Source organism: Micromonospora antibiotica (assembly GCF_017599305.1).
Classification (GTDB): Bacteria; Actinomycetota; Actinomycetes; order Mycobacteriales; family Micromonosporaceae; genus Micromonospora; species Micromonospora antibiotica.
Genome location: NZ_JAGFWR010000006.1, coordinates 98,888 through 118,566, shown reverse-complemented (window position 1 = coordinate 118,566; position 19,679 = coordinate 98,888). Strand labels below are relative to the sequence as shown.

At 74.4% G+C, this 19,679-nt stretch carries 4 protein-coding genes; all 4 read left to right on the top strand.

Going from position 1 to position 19,679, the window contains the following annotated elements; all coding sequences use genetic code 11:
* Positions 1–33: 33 nt before the first annotated feature.
* From JQN83_RS13775 to JQN83_RS13760, 4 genes are read left to right on the top strand one after another with little or no spacing between them, the layout of a single operon-like run.
* Positions 34–10,290: a type I polyketide synthase gene (locus JQN83_RS13775; RefSeq protein WP_208567532.1), complete on the top strand. Its 10,257-nt coding sequence runs from the start codon at positions 34–36 to the stop codon at positions 10,288–10,290.
* Complete coding sequence (locus JQN83_RS33805) at positions 10,287–14,630, top strand: type I polyketide synthase (protein WP_372444023.1); 4,344 nt, start codon at positions 10,287–10,289, stop codon at positions 14,628–14,630. Before JQN83_RS13775 ends, JQN83_RS33805 begins: the two co-directional genes overlap by 4 nt.
* The gene (locus JQN83_RS13765) at positions 14,627–18,451 is read left to right on the top strand and encodes a type I polyketide synthase (protein WP_208567530.1); all 3,825 of its coding nucleotides are present in this window, start codon (positions 14,627–14,629) and stop codon (positions 18,449–18,451) included. Before JQN83_RS33805 ends, JQN83_RS13765 begins: the two co-directional genes overlap by 4 nt.
* Positions 18,448–19,677 (top strand): cytochrome P450 family protein, encoded by a 1,230-nt coding sequence (locus tag JQN83_RS13760; protein ID WP_208567529.1) that lies wholly within the window; start codon positions 18,448–18,450, stop codon positions 19,675–19,677. Before JQN83_RS13765 ends, JQN83_RS13760 begins: the two co-directional genes overlap by 4 nt.
* Positions 19,678–19,679 lie beyond the last annotated feature (2 nt).

Genomic DNA, 19,679 nt, shown 5'->3' with positions numbered 1-19,679 from the left:
CCCATCTGACGACCAAGGGCGGAAGAGACCGACATGGCCGACGAGAAGCTGCTCGGATACTTCAAGAAGGTCAGCGCCGACCTGTACAAGGCCCGGCAGCGGCTGACCGAGCTGACCGAACGGGACCGGGAACCCATCGCCATCGTCGGGATGGCCTGCCGCTACCCGGGTGGGGTCGGCTCCCCGGAGGACCTGTGGGACCTGGTCGCCGAGGGCCGGGACGCCATCTCCGACTTCCCCACCGACCGGGGCTGGCCGGCGGACCTCTACGATCCCGACCCGGAACGGGCCGGCCACAGCTACGCCCACGAGGGTGGCTTCCTGCACGACGCCGCCGCCTTCGACCCCGCCTTCTTCGGGATGAGCCCCCGGGAGGCGCTCGGCGTCGACCCGCAGCAGCGGCTCCTGCTGGAGATCACCTGGGAGGCGTTCGAACGGGCCGGCATCCTCCCCGCCTCGGTGCGGCGTACCCCGGTCGGGGTGTTCACCGGCATCATGTACGGCGACTACGGCCTGCGGGTCCGCGACGTCCCCGAGGAGTTCGAGGGCTACCTGCTGACCGGCAGCGCCGGCAGTGTCGCCTCCGGCCGGATCGCCTACACCTTCGGCCTGACCGGTCCCGCCGTCACCGTCGACACCGCCTGCTCGTCGTCCCTGGTCGCCCTGCACCTCGCCGCCCGGTCGCTGCGTGCCGGGGAGTGCACGCTGGCCCTCGCCGGTGGCGTCACCGTGATGGCGAGCCCCGGCACGTTCGTCGAGTTCAGCCGGCAGCGGGGGTTGGCCCCGGACGGCCGGGCCAAGTCGTACTCGGCCGCCGCCGACGGGGTCGGCTGGGCCGAGGGCGCCGGCATGCTGCTGCTGGAGAAGCTCTCCGACGCCCGCCGTCACGGCCACCCGGTGCTCGCCGTCGTCCGGGGTTCCGCGATCAACCAGGACGGTCCGTCGAACGGGCTCACCGCACCCAACGGCCCCGCCCAACGCGCCGTCATCCGGCAGGCCCTCGAATCCGCCGGCCTGACCCCGACGGACGTGCAGGTGGTGGAGGGTCACGGCACCGGCACCCGGTTGGGTGACCCGATCGAGGCGCAGGCGTTGTTGGCGACGTACGGGCAGGGTCGGTCGGTGCCGTTGTGGTTGGGGTCGGTGAAGTCGAACATCGGTCATGCGCAGGCGGCGGCGGGTGTCGCCGGGGTGATCAAGATGGTGTCGGCGATGCGGGCGGGGGTGGTGCCGGGGTCGTTGCACGTGGCCGAGCCGTCGGGGTTCGTGGACTGGTCGTCGGGTGCGGTGCAGGTGGTGACCGGGTCGAGGCCGTGGACGGCGGAGGGCCGTCGGCGGGCGGGGGTGTCGTCGTTCGGGATCAGCGGCACCAACGCGCACGTCATCCTGGAGGAACCGCCCGCCGTGACGGACCCGCCGCCCGACGGGTCACCCGCCGGAGCGGGCCCGTCGGCCGGGGCCACAGGCGGGTCCGACGCCGTATTGGTGACGCCGTGGCCGGTGTCGGCGCGGACGACCGCCGGGGTACGGGACCTGGTCGAGCGGCTCCGCCCGTGGAGCGCCGCCGCCGACCCGACGGTGCCGGCGGCCGACGTGGGCTGGTCCCTGGTGTCGACCCGGACGGTGTTCGACGACCGCGCCGTGCTGCTCGACGGCGACGTCGTCGCGGACTCGGCCTCGGTGCCCCCGGAACTCCGTTGGTCGGCGGCGGTCCCACCGGCAGGCGACGCCGAACCGTCGTCCCCGGCCGGGACGGACGTCGACTCCCGGGTGGTGGCCTCCGGCCTGGGTGTGGTGTTCGGGGGGCAGGGTGGTCAGCGGGTGGGGATGGGTGTGGGGTTGTGTGGGGTGTTTCCGGTGTTCGCGTCGGTGTTCGACGAGGTGTGTGGCCTCTTGGGTGGGGATGTGCGCGAGGCGATCTCCTCCGGTGTGGGTCTGGATGGGACGGGGGTGGCGCAGCGGGCGTTGTTTGCGGTGGAGGTGGCGTTGTTCCGGTTGGTGGAGTCGTGGGGTGTGCGTCCGGCGGTTCTGGTGGGTCATTCGATCGGGGAGATCGCGGCGGCGCATGTGTCGGGGGTGTTGTCCCTGTCGGATGCGGTGGCGTTGGTGTCGGCGCGTGCTCGTTTGATGGCGGCGTTGCCGGTGGGTGGGGCGATGGTGTCGTTGCGGGCCTCCGCTGATGCGGTGGAGCCGTTTCTGTCCGGTGATGTGGTTGTTGCGGCGGTGAATGGTCCGTCGGCGGTGGTGATCGCCGGCCCTGAGCGGGAAACCCTGCGGGCGGCGGATGCGGTGGCGGCCGCGTTGGGTGTGCGGCAGCGGCGGTTGTCGGTGAGTCACGCGTTCCATTCGCCGTTGATGGAGCCGATGCTCGACGAGTTCCGCACGGTGGTGGAGGGTTTGTCGTTTCATCCGGCGCGGATTCCGGTGGTGTCGACGGTGACCGGGCAGGTCGGGGATCTGGCGGACCCGGAGTACTGGGTGCGGCAGGTGCGTGAGCCGGTGCGGTTCCACGACGCGATCGAGGCGGCCGGCCCCCGCTCGTGGTGTGAGTTGAGCGCGGATGGTGGTTTGTCGTCCCTGTTGACCGACGGTATCCCGATGCTGCGGCCGGGAGCCGACGAGGCGGTCAGCGCGGTGACGGGGTTGGCGCAGGTGTGGGTGCGGGGGCACGAGGTCGACTGGCGGGGGTACTACGGGGGCGGCAAGGTCGTCGACCTGCCGACGTACCCGTTCCAACGGCAGCGGTACTGGCTCGACGCCGGGGCCGGGCGGGGCGACGTGACCAGCGCCGGCCTACGCTCCGCCGGGCACCCGCTGCTCGGCGCGACCGTCGAACTGGCCGCCGGTGACGGCGTGCTGCTCACCGGACGGGTGTCGCTGCGTACCCATCCGTGGTTGGCCGACCATGCGCTGCTCGACACCGTGCTCCTGCCCGGGACGGCCTTCGTGGACCTCGTCCTGCGCGCGGGCGACCACCTCGGCGTCAGCGTCGTCGACGAGCTGACCATCGCCGCGCCGCTGGTGCTCACCGATGAACCGGTGGAGATCCAGGTGGCCGTCAGCGCGCCCGACCCCGACGGCAGGCGACCGGTGACCGTCCACTCGCGCCCGCACACCACCGGCGGCGAGGACCCCGCCTGGACCACCCACGCGGAGGGGCTGTTGACCGCCGCGCCCCCCACCACCCCCACCGGGCAGGAGACCTGGCCGCCACCCGGCAGCCGCGAGGTCGACGTCACACACGCCTACCCCCGCCTGGCCGAGGACGGCCACCGGTACGGCCCGGCGTTCCGTGGCCTGCGCCGGCTGTGGCACCTCGGCGACGAGATCCTCGCCGAGGTGGGCCTACCCGCCGACCGGCACGCCGACGCCGACGCGTTCGTGCTGCACCCCGCCCTGCTCGACGCCTGCCTGCACCCGCTGCTGCGTGGCGTGCTCGACGACACCCGCCCCGGTGGCCTGCCGTTCTCCTGGAGCGACGTGCAGGTGCACCGTGGCGGCGCGACCACCCTGCGGGTACGGCTGCGGGAACAGTCGACCGGCAGCCTCACCCTGACCGGCTACGACGAGTCCGGTGCGCCGGTGGTCACCGTCGGAGGGCTGCTGTCCCGCCCCGTCTCCGCCGAGGCGCTGCGGTCCGCCGGGCGGCCCCACCAGGAACACCTCTACGAGCGGGTGGCCGTGCCGGTGCCGGCCCCGCCCGTCGCCGCCCCCGCTCCGGCCTTCGACGCGGGCCCCGCCCCGGTGGCCTGCCACCACCTGACCGTCGACCCCGGCCACCCCGACCTCGCCGGCCGTACCCACGCCGCCGTCGCCGCCGCCCTCGCCCTGGTCCGTACCCTGCTGACCGACGCGTACGCCGACACCCGGGTGGTCGTCGCCGGTGAACGCGTCGCCGACGATCCCGCCCTGGCCGCCGCCTGGGGGCTGCTGCGCAGCACCCAGACCGAGAACCCCGGACGGCTCGTCCTGGTCGACACCGACGACCCGGCCACCGTCCCCACCGTCGCGGCCGGGCTCGCCGCCGGTGACGAACCGGAGGTGAGCGTCCGGGCCGGCACCTGGACCGCCGCCCGGCTGGCCCGGGTCGCCACCCCGACGGCCGGACCCGTGTGCCTCCCCGGCCCGGTGCTGGTCACCGGCGGCACCGGCGGGCTGGGCGCGCTGGTCGCCCGCCACCTGGTGACCACCCATGGCGTACGCGAACTCGTGCTGGCCAGCCGCCGGGGCGCCGGAGCACCGGGCACGGGCGAACTGGTGGCCGAGCTGACCGGCCTCGGCGTCACCGTCAGCGTCGCCGCCGTCGACGTGGCCGACCGGGACGACCTGGCCCGGCTGCTCGACAGCCATCCCGTCCGTTCGGTGGTGCACACCGCCGGGGTGCTCGACGACGCGGTCGTCGGCGCACTCACCGACGAGCAGCTCACCCGGGTGCTCCGCCCCAAGGTGGACGCCGCCTGCCACCTGCACGAGCTGACCGCGGACCGGGACCTGGACGCGTTCGTCCTCTACTCCTCGTCGGCCGCCGTGTTCGGCGGCCCCGGGCAGGCCAACTACGCCGCCGCCAACGCGTTCCTCGACGCGCTCGCCGCCCACCGCCGGGCCCGGGGGCTGCCCGCGCTGTCGCTCGGCTGGGGACTGTGGCAACAGGACGGCGGCATCACCGCCGCCCTCACCACCGCCGACCGGGACCGGATCACCCGGGCCGGCATGACCCCGCTGGACCGGGCGGAGGGGATGGCCCTGTTCGACACGGCGGTCACCCTGGCCGCCGCGACCGGCCACCCGCACCTCGTACCGATGCGGATGGACCTGCCGAGGATCACCGGTGAGCCACCGGCGGTGCTGCGGGGGCTGGTCCGTCGCCCGGCCCGGCGGGCCGTGGCGGCGGCCGACCCCACCGCGGTCTTCGCCGGACAGCGCGGCGCGGAACTCACCGCCGCCCTGCTCCAGGTGGTACGGGAACGCGTCGCAGGCGTCCTCGGTCACTCCGGCGTCGACGCGGTCCCCGCCGACCGGCCCTTCACCGAGCTGGGCTTCGACTCGTTGACCGCCGTGGAACTGCGCAACGCACTGGCGACGGCGACCGGGCTGCGCCTGCCCGCCGGGTTGGTGTTCGACCATCCCACCCCGTCGGCGGTCGCCACCTGGCTGACCACGAAGATCGCCGGCGCCCCCGCTCCCGCCCCGGTCGCCACCCCGGTCCGTACCCACGACGACCCCGTCGTCATCGTCGGGATGGCCTGCCGGCTGCCCGGCGGGGTACGCAGCCCTGAGGACCTGTGGCGGGTGGTCGCCGAGGGCACCGACGCGATCGGCGACTTCCCGACCGACCGGGGCTGGGACCTGGACCACCTCTACCACCCCGACCCGGACCACCCCGGCACCACGTACGCCACCCAGGGTGGCTTCGTCGACGGGATCGCCGACTTCGACCCGGCCCTGTTCGGCATCTCCCCCCGGGAGGCGTTGGCGATGGACCCGCAGCAGCGGCTGCTGCTGGAAACCTCGTGGGAGGCTTTCGAGCGGGCCGGGATTCCCCCGCTCGCCGCCCGAGGCTCGCGGACCGGTGTCTTCGTCGGGGTCAGCAGCCAGGACCATGGCTCGCTACTCGCCACCGTGCCCGAGTTCGAGGGGCAACTGCTGACCGGCAGCGCCAACAGCGTCGCGTCCGGCCGGCTGGCGTACCACCTCGGCCTGGTCGGCCCGGTCCTCACCCTGGACACGGCGTGCTCGTCGTCGCTGGTGGCCCTGCACCTGGCGGCGAACGCCCTGCGCGCCGGGGAGTGCGACCTCGCCCTCGCCGGTGGTGCGCTGCTGATGTCCACCCCGACCCTGTTCGTCGAGTTCAGCCGGCAGGGTGGGCTGTCACCGGACGGCCGGTGCAAGGCGTTCTCGGCCGACGCGGACGGCACGGGATGGGCCGAGGGCGCCGGGATGCTGCTGGTGGAACGCCTGTCGGACGCCCGCCGCCACGGGCACCCGGTGCTCGCGGTGGTGCGGGGCAGCGCGGTGAACTCCGACGGCGCGTCGAACGGCCTGACCGCGCCGAGTGGCCCCTCCCAGGAACGGGTGATCCGCCAGGCGTTGGCGGTGGCGGGCCTGTCGGTGTCCGACGTGCAGGTGGTGGAGGGGCACGGCACCGGTACCCGGTTGGGTGACCCGATCGAGGCGGAAGCCCTGTTGGCGACGTACGGGCAGGATCGGTCGGAGCCGCTGTGGTTGGGGTCGGTGAAGTCGAACATCGGCCACACGCAGCACGCGGCGGGTGCCGCCGGGGTGATCAAGATGGTGCTGGCGATGCGGCACGCGACGGTGCCGGGGTCGCTGCACGTGGCCGAGCCGTCCGGGTTCGTGGACTGGTCGTCGGGTGCGGTGGAGGTGCTGCGGGAGTCGCGGAAGTGGACGGTGGCCGAGGGGGGCCGCCGTCGGGCGGGGGTGTCGTCGTTCGGGATCAGCGGCACCAACGCGCACATCATCGTGGAGGAACCGCCGCCGGTGGAGGTGGGTGGTCCCGCGGCGGCGACGGGATCGCCGGTGCCGGTGACGCCGTGGCCGGTGTCGGCGCGGACCGCCGCCGGGGTGCAGGAGGTGGTCGGGCAACTCAGCCTGACGGCGGTCGGTCCGGCAGACGGTACGGGCAGCGATGGTGGTCCGTCGGGTTCGACCGTCGGCGGTGGGGTGTCGGCGGTGGATGTGGGGTGGTCGTTGGCGTCGACGCGGTCGGTCTTCGCCGAGCGGGCGGTGCTGCTCGACGGTGTGGTGGTCGCGGATTCGGCGTCGCTGGCCCCCGGGGTCCGGGCGTTGGCGTCCGGTGCGGTTCCTGCTTCCACACTGAGCCCGGTCGCGGGGTCGCCGTCGGATGGCGCCGAATCGTCGGCTGGGGTGCCGTCTGGTGTCGTTCCTGCGGGGTTGGGTCTGGTGTTCGGGGGGCAGGGTGGTCAGCGGGTGGGGATGGGTTCTGGCCTGTACCGGGCGTTCCCGGTGTTCGCGTCCGTCTTCGACGAGGTGTGTGACCTGTCGGGTGGGGACGTCCAAGAGGCGATCTCCTCTGGTGTGGGTCTGGATGAGACGGGCGTTGCGCAGCGGGCGTTGTTCGCGGTGGAGGTGGCGTTGTTCCGCCTGGTCGAGTCGTGGGGTGTCCGTCCGGCGGTTCTGGTGGGTCACTCGATCGGGGAGATCGCGGCGGCGCACGTGTCGGGGGTGTTGTCCCTGTCGGATGCGGTGACGTTGGTGTCGGCCCGCGCTCGTCTGATGGCGGCGCTACCGGCCGGGGGCGCGATGGTGTCGCTGCGGGCCTCGGTCGATGCGGTGCGGCCGTTCCTGTCCGGTGATGTGGTGGTGGCGGCGGTGAATGGTCCGTCGGCGGTGGTGATCGCCGGCCCGGAGCAGCAGACGCTGCAGGTAGCGGAGACGGCGGCGACCACGCTGGGCGTCCGGCACCGGCGACTGTCGGTCAGTCACGCGTTCCACTCGCCGTTGATGGAGCCGATGTTGGACGAGTTCCGGGCGGTGGTGGAGGGGTTGTCGTTCGGTCCGGCGCGGATTGCGGTGGTGTCGACGGTGACGGGTCAGGTCGGTGGTCTGGGAGAGCCGGGGTACTGGGTGCGGCAGGTGCGTGAGCCGGTGCTGTTCCACGCCGCGATCGAGGCTGCCGGTCCCCGGTCGTGGTGGGAGCTGAGCGCGGACGGTGGTCTGTCGTCCCTGCTGGCTGACGGCATCCCGATGCTCCGCCCGGCCATCGACGAGGCGACGTCGGCGGTGACCGGGCTGGCGCAGGTGTGGGTGCGGGGGCACGACGTCGACTGGCGGGGGTACTACGGTGGCGGGAGGGTCGTCGACCTGCCGACGTACCCGTTCCAACGCCAGCGGTACTGGCTGACCCCGGCACCCCGGACGGACGTGGCGGGCATCGGGCTCGACCCGGTGGAACACCCGCTGCTCGGCGCGGCGGTGGAACTGTCCGACGACTCGTTCGTCCTCGCCGGCGTACTGACCGCGTCGGCGCTGGCCGAGGCCGGGCCGCACGTCGTCCTGGCGGAGGCGGCGCTGGCGGCGGCCCGTCACGCGGGCGTCACCGGCGTCGCCGAACTCGTCCCCGAGGTGCCGCCCGAGCACCCCGGCCCACTGCGGGTCACCGTGGACGGCGTCGGCTTCACCATCGCCTCCCGCCCCAACGGCACCTGGGTCGAACACGCGACCGGGCAGCTCTCCGCCGAACCCGGCGACGGCGGCGCACTGCCCACCGCCGTGCTCCGCTCCGCACTCGACGACCTCGCCCCCGCCCGGCCCGTCCGCTGGACGAACCTGACCGTGCACCGGGCCGACCCTGCCGTGGACGTCGAGATCGCGCACCACGACACCGGGCACGTCCGGATCGCCCTGGTCGACCACGACGGCACCGTCACCACGGAAGCCGAACTCGAACTCGGCGGCGACGCCGGCCCGTCCGTCGGCGACGCCCTGTTCCACCTGGAGGACCGGCGCGTCCCGACGCGGGAGACGGGCGGTGTGCCGGGTGACTGGGCGGTGCTCGGTGACGACGAACTCGGGCTGCTCGACGGGCTGGACGGCCTGCGCCGGCACCGTACCCTCGCCGAACTGCTCGGTTCGGCGCGGGGCCGGCCGGACGTGCTCCTGCACCCGCTGACCTACCCGGACACCGGGGACCCGGCGGCGGACGCGCACACGGTGGTGCAACGGGTGCTGAAGCTGTCCCAGCACTGGCTCCGCGACGGGGCACTCGCCCCGTGCCGCCTGGTGTTCGTCGCCTCCGGGGTGGACCGGGACGTCGTCCTGGCCACCGCCTGGGGGCTGGTCCGCTCGGCGATCAGCGAGTACCCGGACCGGTTCGGCCTGGTCACCCTCGACGGGGACCGCCGCTCGGCGCGGGCGTTTCCGGACGCCCTGCTCGCCGGCACCACCGAACTCACCGCGACCGGTGGTGTGGTGACCACCCCGACGCTCGTCCGCAGCCGGGGTGCCACCCCGACGTCCCGCCGGTGGGCCGGGCCGGTGCTCGTCACCGGCGGCACCGGTGGGCTGGGGGCGCTCGCCGCCCGGCACCTGGTCACCACCCATGGCGTACGCCGCCTGCTGCTGGTCAGTCGGCGCGGGCCGGCGGCCCCGGGCGCGGCGGAACTCCGCGCGGAACTGCTCGACCAGGGCGCACAGGACGTCACCGTGGCCGCCTGCGACGTGACGGACCGGGACGCCCTCGCGGAACTCCTCGCCGGAACCGACCCGGCCCACCCGCTACGCGCCGTGATCCACACCGCCGGGGTGCTCGACGACGGTGTGCTGCCCGCGCTGACCCCGGAACGGCTGGACGGGGTGCTGGCCCCGAAGGTCGACGCCGCCTGGCACCTGCACGAGCTGACCCGGGATCTCGACCTCGACGCGTTCGTGCTGTATTCGTCGATCTCCGGGCTGCTCGGCCCGCCCGCCCAGGCCAACTACGCGGCGGGCAACTCCGGGCTGGACGCGCTGGCCCGGCTGCGCCGCCACCTCGGCCTGCCCGCCGTGTCGCTGGCCTGGGGACTGTGGGCACAGGACAGCGGCATGATCGGCACTCTGGACGCGCACGACCGGGAACGCGTCGCCCGGACCGGTGTGGTGCCGATGACCGAGGCCGAGGGCATGGCGCTGTTCGACCTGGCGCTGGCCCACGACCGGGCCGTGCAGGCGCCGGTCCGCCTCGACCCGGCCGCGCTGCGGGCGATCGACGCGCCGCCGCCCGTGCTGCGCGCCCTGGTCCGCACCCCCCGTCGTACGCCGGGGGAGCAGCGACCGGCCACCGACCGGCTCGCCGCGCTCGCCCCGGCCGACCGCCGCCAGGCGGTGTTGGACCTCGTCACCGCCCAGGCGGCGAAGGTGCTCGGCCACGCCGACCCGGCTGAGGTCGACCCGGGCCGCCGCTTCGCCGACCTGGGTGTGGACTCGCTGGCCGCCACCCAGCTCCGCAACGCGGTCAGCACCGCCGCCGGTGTTCCGCTGCCGGCCGGGGTGGTGTTCGACCATCCCACCCCCGCCGCGCTCGCCGACTTCGTCTGCGGGCTGCGCTGGCCGGACCAGGAGCGGGAGGACGGCTCGGCGCTGGCCGCCCTCGACCGTCTGGAGGCCGCGCTGCGCACCGGGGACGCGGGCGGCGACGAGGTGGTCGACCGGCTGGAACGCCTCCTGATCGAACTGCGTCCACCCGCCGACTACGACGACCTGGACACCGACGACCTGGACACGATCCCGGTGGACCGCCTCTACGACATCATCGACCAGGGAACGGAGCTGTGATGGCCGAGGACAGCGCCAAGCTCGTCGAGTACCTGCGCAAGGCCACCACCGACCTGCGCCGGTCACGGGCCCGCGTCGCCCAGTTGGAGAGCCGGATCAGCGAGCCGGTGGCGATCGTCGGGATGGCCTGCCGGCTGCCCGGCGGGGTACGTGGCCCGGACGACCTGTGGCGGGTGGTCGCCGAGGGGGTCGACGCGGTCGGTGGGTTCCCGACCGACCGGGGCTGGGATCTCGCCGGGCTCTACCACCCCGACCCGGACCACCCCGGCACCACGTACGCCACCGGCGGTGCCTTCCTCGCGGACGTCGCCGGCTTCGACGCCGACTTCTTCGGCATCTCCCCCCGGGAGGCGTTGGCGATGGACCCGCAGCAGCGGCTGCTGCTGGAAACCTCGTGGGAGGCGATCGAACACGCCCGCATCGACCCGGGTTCGCTCGCCGGCAGTCCGACCGGCGTGTTCGTCGGCACCATGTACCAGAACTACGCCTTCGGCGGTCAGGACGTGCCCGACGAACTCGAAGGGCTCCTGATCAGCGGCAGCGCCGGCAGCATCGTCTCCGGCCGGATCGCCTACCAGTTCGGCTTCACCGGGCCCGCGGTCACCCTCGACACCGCCTGCTCGTCGTCGCTTGTCGCCCTGCACCTGGCGGCGTCGGCGCTGCGTGCCGGGGAGTGCTCGCTGGCGCTCGCCGGGGGCGTGACGGTGATGCCCACCGCCGACCTGCTGGTGGAGTTCGCCAGGCAGCGTGGCCTGGCCCCGGACGGCCGGTGCAAGGCGTTCGCCGACACTGCCGACGGCGTCGGCTGGGGTGAGGGCGTGGGCCTGCTGGTGCTGGAGCGCCTCTCCGACGCGCGTCGCCACGGTCACCGGGTGTTGGCGGTGGTGCGGGGCAGTGCGGTGAACTCCGACGGCGCGTCGAACGGCCTGACCGCGCCGAGTGGTCCGTCCCAGGAGCGGGTGATTCGTCGGGCGTTGGCGGTGGCGGGCCTGTCGGTCAACGACGTGCAGGTGGTGGAGGGTCATGGGACGGGGACCCGGTTGGGTGATCCGATCGAGGCGGAAGCCCTGTTGGCGACGTATGGGCGGGGTCGGTCGGTGCCGTTGTGGTTGGGGTCGGTGAAGTCGAACATCGGTCATGCGCAGGCGGCGGCAGGTGTGGCCGGGGTGATCAAGATGGTGTCGGCGATGCGGGCCGGGGTGGTGCCGGGGTCGCTGCACGTGGCCGAGCCATCGAGGTTCGTGGACTGGTCGTCAGGCTCGGTGGAGGTGGTGCGGGAGTCGCGGGAGTGGACGGTGGCTGAGGGGGACCGCCGTCGGGCGGGGGTGTCGTCGTTCGGGATCAGTGGCACGAACGCGCACGTGATCGTGGAGGAGCCGCCGCCGGTGGAGGCGGACACTTCGGAGCCGGATGCGGTGGTGACGGGGTCACCGGTCCCGGTGGGGGTGACGCCGTGGCCGGTGTCGGCGCGGACCACCGTCGGGGTGCGGGAGCTGGTGGAGCGGTTGCGGTCGACGGTGGTGGGGGTGTCGGCGGTGGATGTGGGGTGGTCGTTGGCGTCGACGCGGTCGGTGTTCGACGAGCGGGTGGTGCTGCTCGACGGTGCGGTGGTCGCAGACGGGGCGTCGCTTGCTCCGGAGGTCCGTGCGCTGGTGTCCGGAGCGGTTCCTGCTTCCGCGGTGGACCCGGTCACGGGGTCGTCGGGTGGCACTTCTGCCGGGGCGGTCCCGTCGGGCGGTCTGGGTCTGGTGTTCGGGGGTCAGGGTGGTCAGCGGGTGGGGATGGGTGCGGGTTTGTGTGGGGCGTTTCCGGTGTTCGCGTCGGTGTTCGACGAGGTGTGTGGCCTCTTGGGCGGGGACGTGCGGGAAGCGATTGTCTCCGGTGTTGGCCTGGATGGGACGGGGGTGGCGCAGCGGGCGTTGTTTGCGGTGGAGGTGGCGTTGTTCCGGTTGGTGGAGTCGTGGGGTGTGCGTCCGGCGGTTCTGGTGGGTCATTCGATCGGGGAGATCGCGGCGGCGCATGTGTCGGGGGTGTTGTCCCTGTCGGATGCGGTGGCGTTGGTGTCGGCGCGTGCTCGTTTGATGGCGGCGTTGCCGGTGGGTGGGGCGATGGTGTCGCTGCGGGCCTCCGCTGATGCGGTGCAGCCATTCCTGTCCGGTGACGTGGTTGTCGCGGCGGTGAATGGTCCGTCGGCGGTGGTGATCGCCGGCCCGGAACAGCCGACCTTGCAAGCGGCGGAAGCGGTGGCGGCCGGGTTGGGCGTTAGACACCGTCGACTGTCGGTCAGTCACGCGTTCCATTCGCCGTTGATGGAACCGATGCTGGACGAGTTCCGCACGGTCGTCGAGGGGTTGTCCTTCCACCCGGCGCGGATTGCGGTGGTGTCGTCGGTGACCGGGCAGGTCGGGGATCTTTCGGATCCGGGGTATTGGGTGCGGCAGGTGCGTGAGCCGGTGCGGTTCCATGACGCGATCGAGGCGGCCGGCCCCCGCTCGTGGTGGGAACTCAGCCCGGATGGTGGTTTGTCGTCCCTGTTGACCGACGGTGTCCCGATGCTGCGGCCGGGCGTGGATGAGGCGGTCAGTGCAGTGTCGGGGTTGGCGCAGGTGTGGGTGCGGGGGCACGAGGTCGACTGGCGGGCGTACTACGGCGGCGGTAGGACCGTCGACCTGCCCACGTACCCGTTCCAACACCAGCGGTACTGGCTGGCCGCCGGTCGGGCGACGCCGCCGCTGTACGCGGTGCGGTGGACGCCGACGGACCTGCCCGCCGGGGAGGCGGCGGTGCTCGACTGCGCCGGCAGCGGCACCGCCGAGGTGCTCGCGGTCCTCCAGCGGCGGCTCGCCGAGCCCACCGCTGGTCGGCTCGTCGTCGGTTTCGACGGCACCGATCCGGCGGCCGACGGGGTGGTCGGTCTGCTGCGTGCCGCCCGGACCGAGCATCCGGGCCGGGTGGCCCTCGTCGACCACGACGGCAGCCCGGCGTCGCTGGCGGCACTGCCGGCCGCAGCCGCCGCCGGCCACGACGAGGTCCGGCTGCGTGCCGGCGTCGCCAGCGTCCCGGAGTTGACCCCCGCCGCCACCGGACCCCGCCCGCCGGTCGACGGCACGGTCCTGGTGACCGGGGCGGCGGGTGCCCTCGGCAGCGCTGTCGCCCGCCACCTGGTCACCGCCTACGGTGTGCGGGACCTGGTGTTGCTCGGCCGCCGTGGAGCGCCGGACCTGGCCGCCGAACTGGCCGCGCTCGGCGTCACCGCCACCTCGGTCGTCGGCGACGTCACCGACCCGGACGCGGTGGCCGCCGCGCTGTACGGGCGCACCCTGCGCGGGGTGGTGCACGCGGCGGGCGCGCTCGCCGACGGGGTCCTGTCCGGGCTCACCCCCGACCAGCTCGAGCTGGCCTGGCGGGCCAAGGTGACCGGCGCGCGGGTCGTCGACCGGCTCACCCGCGACACCGAGCTGGCCTTCTTCGTGCTGTTCTCGTCGGTCGCCGGCCTGTTCGGGGCGGCCGGTCAGGCCGCGTACGCCGCCGCGAACAGCGCGCTGGACGCCCTCGCCGAGCGTCGCCGGGCGGTCGGCCTGCCGGCCACCTCGATCGCCTGGGGGCCGTGGTCCGGTGCGGGCATGACCGGCGACCTGGGCGTCGCCGACCGGGCCCGGCTCGCCGCCGCCGGCCTCGACCCGCTGCCGGTGGCCACCGGGCTGGCCCTCTTCGACGCGGCGCTGACCAGCACCGAACCGGTGGTCGTCGCGGCGGCCCTGCGCACCGCGACCCTCGACCCGGCCACCGCCCCGGCCCTGCTGCGGACCCTGCTGCCGGCGGGGGAACCCACCTCCCCGCCCGTGCTGGACCTGACCGGCCTGGACGGGTCGGGCCGACGGCAGGCGGTCACCGACCTGGTCCGGGCCACCGCCGCCACCGTGCTGGGCCACCAGCCGGGCACGCTGCTGCCGGTGACGGGCGTCTTCCACGACCTCGGCTTCGACTCGCTGACGTCGGTGGACCTGCGCAACCGGCTGAGCGCGGCGACCGGGGTGCCGCTCGGTGTGGGTGCGGTGTTCGACCATCCCACCCCGGCGGCACTCGCCGCGTACCTGCTCACCCAGCTCGACACCGCCACCGACACGGACCCGGAGGACGAGCGGATCCGCGCGACACTGCGCGCCCTCCCCGTGGACCGGCTGCGCCGCGCCGGCCTGCTGGACCGGCTGTTGGCCCTGGCCGACGAGCCGCCGCGACCGGACGACCCGGCGGGGCCGACCGACAGCCCGGACGACCTCGACGCGCTCTCCGGCGAGGAACTGCTCGCGCTGGCCGCGCAGACGGTGGGGCAGCAGTGAGCGCCGGCACCGAACAGTACGTGGCGGCCCTGCGTAACGCGCTGCGTGAGGTCGACCGGCTGCGCGGGGAACTCGACCGGGCCACCGCCCCGGCCGCCGAACCGGTCGCCGTGGTCGGGATGTCCTGCCGGTTCCCCGGCGGCGCGGACACCCCGGACCGGTTCTGGGAACTGCTCGACGAGGGCCGCGACGCGGTCGTCCCGTTCCCCACCGACCGGGGCTGGCCGGCGGACCTGCACGATCCGGACCCGACCGCCCCCGGGCGCAGCTACGTCGACTCCGGCGGGTTCCTGCCCGACGTCGCCGGGTTCGACGCCGGCTTCTTCGGGGTGTCGCCCCGGGAGGCGTCGGCGATGGACCCGCAGCAGCGGATGCTGCTGGAGTTGGCGTGGACGGCGGTCGAGGACGCCCGCATCGACCCGGAACGGCTGCGCGCCACCGAGACCGGGGTGTACGTGGGCACGAACGGCCAGGACTACCCGCTGCTGCTCGCCCACGCCGCCGGTGACACCGAGGGTTTCCTGCTCACCGGCAACGCGGCGAGCGTCGCCTCCGGCCGGATCTCGTACGTGCTGGGGCTGACCGGGCCGTCGCTGACCGTGGACACCGCCTGCTCGTCGGCGCTGGTGGCCGTGCACCAGGCCATCCGTGCGCTGCGCTGCGGCGAGGTGCCCCTGGCCCTGGTCGGGGCGGCGACGGTGATGTCGACACCGGTCGGGTTCACCGAGTTCAGCCGCCAGCGAGGATTGGCCGCCGACGGCCGGTGCAAGGCGTTCTCCGCCGCCGCCGACGGGGTCGGCTGGGGGGAGGGTGGGGCGGTGCTGCTGCTGGAACGGCTCGGTGACGCGCTCGCCCACGGGCGTACCGTGCACGCGGTGCTGCGCGGTAGCGCGGTCAACTCCGACGGGGCGTCCAACGGGTTGACCGCGCCGAACGGCCCCGCCCAGCGGCGGGTGATCGAACGGGCGCTCGCCGACGCCGGGCTCACCCCCGGTGACGTCGACGTCGTGGAGGCGCACGGCACCGGCACCCGGCTCGGCGACCCGATCGAGGTCGAGGCGCTGCTGGCCAGCTACGGCCGGGGTCGGGACCGGCCACTGTGGCTGGGCTCGGTGAAGTCCAACCTGGGCCACACCCAGGCCGCCGCCGGCCTGGCCGGGCTGGTCAAGCTGGCGCTGGCGCTGCGGCACGGGCGGTTGCCGCGTACGCTGCACGCCGCGACCCCGACCACGGCGGTGCGCTGGGACGACTCCCCGGTGCGGCTGCTGACCGCGGCCCAGCCGTGGCCCCGTGGGCCGCGCCCGCGCCGGGCGGCGGTGTCGGCGTTCGGGATCAGCGGCACCAACGCCCACGTCGTCGTCGAGGAACCACCCGCACCGGCCGCCGACGGGCCGGCGGTCACCCCGCTGCCCGCGGTGCCCTGCCTGCTCTCCGCCGCCGACCCGCAGGCCCTGCGGGAGCAGGCCGGCCGGTTGGCGACGCTGGTGCGGGCCGACCCGACGCTCACCCCGGCGGGGCTCGGCCTGGCGTTGGCCACCGGGCGGGCGGCCCTGCGACACCGGGCGTGCGTCACCGCGACCGACCGCGCCGGGCTGCTCGCCGGTCTCGCCGAGCTGGCCGATGCCGGGGTCGGCGCGGGCACGACCTGCGGGGGTGACCTCGCGGTCCTGTTCACCGGGCAGGGCGCGCAGCGGGTCGGGATGGGCCTGGCGCTGGGCGAGCGGTTCCCCGCCTACGCGGAGGCGTTCGCCGAGGTCTGCGGGCACCTCGATCCGCTGCTGGACCGGCCGCTGGCCGACGCCGTCGCCGACGGCGGCGGACTCGACGACACGGGCACCGCGCAGCCGGCGATCTTCGCGGTGGAGGTCGCCCTGTACCGGCTGCTGGGCGCGTACGGCCTCGCCCCGGCCGCCGTCGCCGGGCACTCCGTCGGCGAGTTGACCGCCGTGCACGTGGCGGGCGCGTTGTCGCTGGCCGACGCGGCCACCGTAGTCGCGGCCCGGGGCCGGCTGATGGCCGCGCTGCCGGCGGGCGGGGCGATGCTCGCCGTACGGGCCGACGAGGCGGAGGTGACCCCGCTGCTCGGCGACGACGTCGAGTTGGCCGCCGTCAACGGTCCCCGGGCGGTGGTGCTCTCCGGCACGGTCGACGGGGTGCAGCGGGCGGTCCGGCTGCTGCGGGCCGGTGGTCACCGGTGCCGGCGGCTCGACGTCAGCCACGCCTTCCACTCCCGGCTGATGGAGCCGGCACTGGCCGGGTTCGCCGAGGTGCTGGCGGGGGTACGGTTCACCGCGCCCCGCCTGCCGGTGGTGTCCACCCTGACCGGGGCGGCGCTGACCGTCGAGGATCTGACCGGGCCGGGGCACTGGCTGGCGCACGCCCGCCGGCCGGTGCGGTTCGCCGACGCCGTACGCGTGCTGGAGCGGCGCGGGGTACGCACCTTCCTGGAGGTGGGGCCGGCCCCGGCACTGACCGGCACGGTGGTGGACTGCCTGCGTACGCCCACCGACGCGGTGGCGGTCCCGACGTTGCGTCCCGACGTGCCCGATCCGGTGTCGGTGCCGGTGGCGATGGGTGCGTTGCTGGTCCGGGGGCACCTGGACCGGGCGGCGGTGTTCGCCGGCACCCGTGCCGCACCGGTGGCGCTGCCCGGTTACCCGTTCCAGCGGACCCGGTTCTGGCCCGACGGCCGGTTCGGGTCCGCCACCGGCGGCCCGCCGTCGGTGCCGTCGGCACCCCCGGCGACCACACCGGCCCCGGGCACGCTGCGTGACGTGGTGCTGCGGCACGTGGCGGCGGTGCTCGGCCACGGTGCGGCCCCCGTCGACCCGCACCGGTCGCTAGCCGAGCTGGGCCTGACCTCGCTCAGCGCGGTGGAACTGCGCGACCGGCTGACCCAGGCCACCGGGCTGCCCGTCGGCACCGCCGACCTGCTCACCGCCGTCACCGCCGACGAACTCGCCGGCACCCTCGCCGGGCGGGTCGACGAGGACCCCGACGACGGCGCGGTGCGGGCGGCATTCGCGGCGGCGTGCGCCAGTGGCGACGTACCCGCCGGGTTGGACCTGCTCGCCGCCGCCGCGGACCGGGCGTCGGCCGGCGGCACCGCCGCCCCCGCGCCGCCGCTGGTGTTCGCCGAGGGCGACGGCCCGCTGCTGGTCTGCCTGCCCAGCATGGTCGCCCCGGCCAGCCCCTACCAGTACGCCCGGCTGCTGGCCTGCCTGGACCGGCCCGCCGTGGTGCTGCCGCTGCCCGGCTACCGGCCGGGGGAGGCGCTGCCGACCACCCGCGCCGAGGTCGTCGACGCCCAGGTCGCGGCGCTGCGGACGCACCTCGGCGACCGGCCGTACGTGCTGGTCGGCTACTCCTCGGGCGGCTGGCTGGCGCATGCCGTGGCGGCGGCCCTGTCCGACCTCGGCACACCGCCCGAGCGGGTGGTGCTGGTCGACGTGCACGTCCCGGGCGGGTCCTGGTACGCCGCGACGATGCCGACCCTGTTCACCCGGCTGGCCGCCGACCGGAGCGTCACCGAACTGGTCACCGACCGGCAGCTGCTGGCCATGGGACGGCACCTGGCGCTGTTCGCCGACTGGCGACCGCAGCCGCTGGCGGTCCCCGTCACCCACCTGCGGGCCGCGGCGGCGCCCGGCGGGCGGGAACCGGGCTGGGCGGCCGACACCGGGTGGCACACCGTGCCGGGCGACCACCTGGGCGTCCTCACCGGCGACGCCCCGACCACGGCCGCCGCGCTGGCCGACTGCCTGCCGCCGGCACCGACGAACACCCCACTGATCCCCTCACCGACAGGGCGGAGCCGATGACCATCGGACAGCAGGAAACCTCTACTCCCCACCCGACGGACATGCTCACCGAGGAGTTCGCCCAGGACCCGTACCCGGGGTTCGCCCGGCTGCGCGACGGTGGCACGGTGGACCGGTTCCGGCTCAAGACGTTCTCCACCGCCGTGTACGCCTGGCTGGTCACCCGGCACGCCGACGCGCGCCGGCTGCTGGCCGACCCGAGGCTGTCCAAGGACGCCGGACGTATCGCCTCGGTGATCCGCGCCCAGGCCGTCGACCCGGACGAGCACGTCACCGACAACCCGCCGAGCATGCTGTTCAGTGATCCACCCGACCACACCCGGCTGCGCCGGATCGTCGGCGGCGCGTTCACCACCCGGCGGGTGCAGAGCCTGATTCCGGTGATCGAACGGTTCACCGACGCCGCGTTGGACCGGATCGTCGCGGGGGAGACGGTCGACTTCGTGACCGACGTCGCGCTGCCCGTGCCGATGGCGGTGATCGGCTCGCTGCTGGGCATCCCCGAGGAGGCGTTCGACGACTTCCGCCGGTGGAGCGCGGAACTCGGCAGCGTCGGCACCTCGCTTTCCGACAAGCAGCAGGTGATCGCCGACGCCTACGGCTATGTGCGGGACCTGATCGCGGTCAAGCGCACCGCGCCGGCCGACGACCTGATCAGCGCGCTCATCGCCGCCGACGACGAGGGCGGCCGGCTGGCCACCGACGAGTTGCTGTCCACCGTGTTCCTGATGATGAACGCCGGCTACGAGACGACTGCGGCGATGCTCAGCAGCGCTGTGCTGCTGCTGCACCGGCGGCCGGAGTTGCGTGCGGAGCTGGCCGCCGACCCGGGGCGGGTGCCCGCGTTCGTGGAGGAGGTGCTGCGCTACGAGAGCCCGTTGAACCTGAGCACGATCCGGTTCACCGAGCAGGAGGTGACCGTCGGCGACACGGTCATCCCGGCCGGGGAGATCGTGTTCATCTCGCTGTGCGCGGCCAACCGCGACGCCGACCGGTTCCCCGATCCCGACGCGGTCCGCCTCGACCGTGATGGCCATCTGGCGTTCGGGCACGGCATCCACCACTGTCTGGGCGCACCGCTGGCCCGGCTGGAGGGCCGGGTGGTGTTGCAGCGGCTGCTGGCCCGCCACCCGCACTGGCGGCTGGCCGTCGCCGACGACGAGGTCGCCTGGCGGCACAGCCTCCAGTTCCGCGCCATCGAGTCGCTGCCCGTGCGCTTCGACTGAAC